General features: G+C 43.2%; 5 protein-coding genes, 1 tRNA gene and 1 rRNA gene. 3 read left to right on the forward strand and 4 right to left on the reverse strand.

Annotated elements, in window-relative coordinates; all coding sequences use genetic code 11:
* Positions 1-223: 223 nt before the first annotated feature.
* Positions 224-305 (forward strand) — tRNA-Leu (locus B5F25_RS20470).
* An 8-nt stretch (positions 306-313) separates the two neighbouring features.
* Here the strand turns inward: B5F25_RS20470 and B5F25_RS20475 are convergent.
* Complete coding sequence (locus B5F25_RS20475) at positions 314-1,732, reverse strand: AAA family ATPase (protein ID WP_087251702.1); 1,419 nt, start codon at positions 1,730-1,732, stop codon at positions 314-316.
* A 100-nt stretch (positions 1,733-1,832) separates the two neighbouring features.
* On the opposite strand from B5F25_RS20475, the gene B5F25_RS20480 reads away from it, so the two are divergent.
* Both B5F25_RS20480 and B5F25_RS20485 read left to right on the forward strand, forming a co-directional pair.
* Positions 1,833-2,660, forward strand: coding sequence for a DUF3822 family protein (locus B5F25_RS20480; RefSeq protein ID WP_087251703.1), 828 nt, complete (start codon positions 1,833-1,835; stop codon positions 2,658-2,660).
* Positions 2,651-3,184 carry an RsmD family RNA methyltransferase gene (locus B5F25_RS20485; RefSeq protein ID WP_087251704.1) on the forward strand — a complete coding sequence of 178 codons (534 nt, stop codon included), beginning with the start codon at positions 2,651-2,653 and terminating at the stop codon, positions 3,182-3,184. The genes B5F25_RS20480 and B5F25_RS20485 overlap by 10 nt, the downstream gene beginning before the upstream one ends.
* Here B5F25_RS20485 and cls read toward each other — a convergent pair.
* The 3 genes from cls to rrf form a co-directional block, all read right to left on the reverse strand.
* Complete coding sequence (gene cls, locus B5F25_RS20490; protein ID WP_087213304.1) at positions 3,181-4,617, reverse strand: cardiolipin synthase; 1,437 nt, start codon at positions 4,615-4,617, stop codon at positions 3,181-3,183. The two genes, B5F25_RS20485 and cls, sit on opposite strands and share 4 nt — an antisense overlap.
* A gap of 9 nt (positions 4,618-4,626) precedes the next feature.
* Positions 4,627-5,268, reverse strand: a complete 642-nt coding sequence (locus B5F25_RS20495) for a MarC family protein (protein ID WP_087213307.1) — start codon at positions 5,266-5,268, stop codon at positions 4,627-4,629.
* A 104-nt stretch (positions 5,269-5,372) separates the two neighbouring features.
* Positions 5,373-5,483, reverse strand: a 5S ribosomal RNA gene (gene rrf / locus B5F25_RS20500).
* Positions 5,484-5,485 lie beyond the last annotated feature (2 nt).

A 5,485-nucleotide genomic window follows, 5' to 3' on the forward strand; every position in this document is an offset into this window, starting at 1 on the left:
AACCAAGATCAGGAAGAAAATTAATGCCAGACCGAGAGAAAAACTCAATTTCTCGACTCCGGCTGAGGTCTTTTTCAAAAATATTTCGTAATGTTGCACTCGCTGGTTGACTCTGCCTTTCTATGCACCTCTGTACCTCTGTAGTGAAATTTCACACAAAGATTTGGCGATTTCGAAAATAAGCCTTATCTTTGCACCCGCAATTCCATTTTAACATGGACATGCGCCTGTGGCGTAATTGGTAGCCGCGCCAGACTTAGGATCTGGTGTCGTGAGACGTGTAGGTTCGAGTCCTATCAGGCGCACTTCTTTTTTATTCCTTTTGGCTCTCAGGCCAGTTCACCAAATACAAAGTTCCTTTAGCACGCGTAATTGCCGTATAAAGCCAGCGGTAATAATCGGGCGAAACCATATCCTCGGTCAGATACCCCTGATCAATGAACACGTTTTGCCATTGTCCGCCCTGCGCTTTGTGGCACGTTACGGCGTATGCATACTTCACCTGCAAAGCGTTATACCACGGGTCTGCCTTTATCTTCTTCATCCGCCCCGCTTTCGTGGTAATATCCTGGTAATCTTCGAGCACGGCATGAAACAAACGGTCGGCATGCTCTTTGGGCAATGCCGGCGCATCGGTATGGAGCGTATCAAGCAGGATTTTCACCTCCAGCTCAATATCGTTGTAATCAGGAAACGCAAGAAGCACATCGGCAAAACGGAATCCATACATCTCGTGCACCCGGCGCACCCGGCGTACCACGGCTATATCCCCGTTGGCGATAAAATCCAGTTCCTTGACATCGGCTCCCCAAAAATAATTGTTCTTCGCCACCATCAGGATATCGCCCGCATTCAATTCATCCTCACGATAAAGAACCGTATTCCGTATTCCCTGGTTATAAAGGTTAGCCCGCTTGTTCGAACGGCAAATCACGATGGTTTCGTCCATTCCCTCGCGCCCATAACGGGTGTTGAGGGTCTCTATCAGTTCGCTCCCCGGCACCACACGCACATCGGGAAATCCCTCTACCCGTATGCGGGGAAGCTCTCCGGAAAACTCTTCCGCCATTTTCCGGCGCAGGCAAGTGGCATTGTACAAGATGCCCGACTCAGACTCCTGCCGGACTACTTGCGTCAGCTCCTGCTCTACAACCTCCAACCCATACCCTCTCAACACATCTGCCGAGAGTGCCGGACTCTCTTCTTCGCCTACAGGAGGCAACTGAGCGGTGTCGCCCACCAACACCAACCTACACCCTTGCCCGCCATATACATATTGTATCAGGTCGTCCAGCAAGCGTCCGCTCCCGAACACGTTCCCCGACAAGCCCAGATTGGATATCATCGAGGCTTCGTCCACAATGAACAACGTGTGCTGGTGCAGATTGACATTCATCGTAAAATTATCCATCTCGTTCGAAAAAGTACGCTGGCGGTAAATACGCCGGTGGATGGTGTAAGCCGGATGTCCGGAGTGAAGCGCGAATACTTTGGCCGCCCGCCCCGTAGGAGCCAGCAATATACATTTTTGCTTCATCCCGTCGAGAGCTCTCACCAATGCACTTACCAGACTGGTTTTTCCTGTTCCGGCATATCCTTTCAACAAGAAAACGGTATCCGGTTGAGAGGAGAGAAGAAAATCAACGAACAAATTCATCGTTAATTCTTGCCCGGAAGTTGGCTTATTAAAGAAATTTTGCTTTATCTGATCCAATAATTTGATGTTCAGCATACTTATCCTATAAATTTTAGTAACTTTGTCCACTCTTAAAAACAGAAGTCATATTTTTATACACGAATATAAACCAAAAAACGCAAAAAGAAGAAAGAATATGCCAGAAAAAGATACCAACCAGACTCAACCGGAATTCCAAACTCTCTCTATCCGACTCAGTCCGGAGGGATTTTCTTTTGCAACCTATCATCCGGCAGATGCAAGCCGTATCTATTTCCAGCATACCGCAGTAAACGTGCAACGTTCGATGGCAGCCAATGTAAAAGGTTTCCTGTCTCAAACTCCTGAGCTGAACGTTATATACCATCAAACCAACATCCTGATACATACTTTACGGTATACTACCGTTCCTCTCGAACTCTTCGAAGACGAACAAATGGAAATGCTTTTCTACCAAAACGTACCCAAACAGAACAATGAAATCGTTTTATGCAACATCCTGGGCAACAGTAATATGGTAGTATTGTTCTCTATTGACAAACTAACCCACGTATTTTTGTCCGAGCATTTTCCTCGTGCACGTTTTTTTGCTACAGTAAGCCCTCAGATAGAATACTTTACCAAAGAAAGTCGTCAAAGACAAACACAGCAAATATATGCCAATATACATGCCGACAATATGGAAGTATTCTGTTTCTCTAACGGCAGATTACAACTTGCCAATACCTATCCGATAAGCACCAATGAAGACCGTTCGTATTACCTGCTGAATATCTGGAAACAATTAGACTATGATACAGAAAAAGATGAACTGCATCTCACAGGGCTTACGAAAGAGGAACTGCACGGACAAATTAGTTTCCTCCGACAATTCATCCGGAAAATATTCATAATCAACAACCCTCAGGCGGAACTCCAGCAGTCTTCCGACACTTCGCTGGAAACGATTCCGTTTGATATTCAATCTTTATTTATATGCGAGTAATCAGTGGAATCTACAAACACCGGAGGTTCGATGTGCCCCATACTTTCAAGGCTCGTCCTACTACCGATTTTGCCAAAGAAAACCTTTTCAATGTCTTAAACAATCATTTCGATTTCGAAAACAACGTAACGGCACTCGACCTGTTTGCAGGAACTGGAAGCATCAGTATTGAGCTTTTGTCAAGGGGATGCGACAAAGTCATATCAGTAGAAAAAGACCCTCAACACTATGCCTTTATCTGCAAAATCATGAGCGATATAAAGACCGACAAATGCAAGACCATACGAGGTGACGTATTCAAATACATCAGTAAATGCAAGGAGCAATTCGATTTTATCTTTGCTGACCCTCCCTACGCTTTACCGGAATTAGAAAGCATCCCAGACAAGATATTCGAATACAATCTGCTCAAACCCGACGGGCTTTTCGTTTTGGAACATGGAAAGAACCTGAACTTTGAAAGCCATCCGCACTTCACCGAACACCGGCACTATGGAAGCGTAAACTTCTCATTTTTCCACTAAAGCAAGGGAGCCAGCAAACGTACAACCGATTCGGTTATCTTATTCTTCCATGAACGCTGGCTCCATAACTTGCGCGACAAAAGCTGACAATGCTTTTGGTCGGCAAGAAACACTCCTTTCAGACGCAAAGCCATTTCAACATCATAAAAAAAGACATTCGCCTCAAAATTGTGCTCAAAACTCCGAAAATCCATATTGGTAGATCCGACCGATGAAAACTCATCATCCGACACCCATAGTTTGGAATGCAAAAAGCCCTTCCTATACAAATAAACCTTAACACCCGCACGCATCAATTCATCCAAATAAGACAAAGACCCTTTATGAGTCAGATACGTATCCGCACGCTTAGGCAACATCACCCGTACATCCACCCCTGAAAGGGAAGCGGTCTGCAATGCCACCACCACTTCTTCTGTAGGAAGCAAATAAGGAGTCTCAATATAAAAATACCGTTTGGAAGAACACAAAGCCTTGATAAGCCCTTGCATAATGTCGTGCCAATCTCCAACCGGTTCCGAAGTTACAATCTGCGCCACCACGTTGCCTTGCCATTCCATTTTCGGAAAATACTCAGAAGAAGTAAGTAACATCCGGTCCACAACAAACCAATCAGTCAAAAATGCCGTCTGCAAACCATATACAGCCTTTCCTTTGACACACACATGCGTATCACGCCAAATCCCCCACGAAAATCCACGCAAATAACGTTCGGCGATATTCATACCTCCGATAAATCCTACTTTCCCATCAATAATCGCTATCTTCCGGTGATTCCGATAATTAACCTTACTGGTAAAACGGGGAAAACGGACTTTCAGAAAACTCTGTACCTCAATTCCCTCACACATCATCTCATCATAAAACAAAGGATTTACTTTCCAACAACCCACATCATCGTACAGCAAGCGTATTTTCACTCCTTCACGTGCTTTATCTATCAGCAAATCCCGCAACAAACGTCCTACCGAATCGTCTTCAAAAATATAAAATTGGAGATGAATGTGGTGCTTTGCCTGACCGATTTCATGCATCAATGCCTGTAACATCGCATATCCATCTGTATAAACCGCTACTTGATTTCCATCAAACGGCAAAGCACTATTGATTTTTCGGAAAAAGGATATCAATGGATTTTTATTATTCAAGTCATAAAAAGCCTCTTGCGCCTGATATTCTGCCATCGGCCTTTTGTTCAAACGTGAATAGCCTTTCTTGCTTATCAACCTTTCCCGACGTGTACTTCTTCCAAAAAAGAAATAAAACACCAATCCTACCAGCGGCAAAAAGAAAAGCACAAGTATCCACGCCATGGTTTTCACCGGATTACGATTTTCTAGAATGACTACAAATATAGTAGTCACAATCACTGCCAGATAAAGAATCCGGAATATACTCCAGAGCACTTCACTCCAAACAATCGCATCCATCATAAAAAACACTTATAAAGAAGATTGAATGATATCTATCAAAATCGGTTTCATACCGCTCACAAAACATTCCACGGCAATCACCATCAATATAAGCCCCATCAAACGCATCATCACATTATTTCCAGTTTCTCCGATAACCTTGACTAGACGAGTTGACAAACAAAGTATAATGTAAGTCAATACATAGACAATAGCAATAACAGCCACTAACGTCACTTTTAATTCCCAACTATCTGCATCACTCATCATAATAATACCATTCGCTATAGCTCCAGGACCACACAGCATCGGAATAGACAAAGGAGTAATGGAAATATCATCAGCATACGTCTTAATTTCTTCATCTTTCAACTTCGTATTTGTATAACGGGCCTGCAACATGTCATACCCAATTTTCAAAATAATAATTCCGGCAGCTATACGAAATCCATTCGTTGAAATACCAAAGAACTTAAACAAGAACTGACCAAAAAAAGTAAATGCCATCAAAATTACAAAAGAAATAATAGTGGCACGTTTCACTATGTGTTTACGTTCTTTATCCTCCAGTCCATTAGTCATTGTCAAAAATACTGGCATAGTTCCTAATGGATTAGTTAATGTAAAAAAGGAAGTAAAACAAAGTAATGCAAAAGGCAGAATTGTATCCATATTAAAATTCAATAGTAAGTCTGGGCAAATATAAGAAAATAAATGCATAATCTCAAAAAAAGAAAGGGATCCTCCCCCGGTTTGATGTCCGAGGGAGAATCCCAAAACGGCGGCTACCTACTCTCCCACTGTTACGCAGTACCATCGGCGTGACGAAGCTTAACTTCTCTGTTCGGAATGGGAAGAGGTGGAACCTTCGTGCCATAGCCACCTTAAT

It is taken from the genome of Bacteroides sp. An19, from assembly GCF_002160215.1.
Classification (GTDB): domain Bacteria; phylum Bacteroidota; class Bacteroidia; order Bacteroidales; family Bacteroidaceae; genus Phocaeicola; species Phocaeicola intestinalis.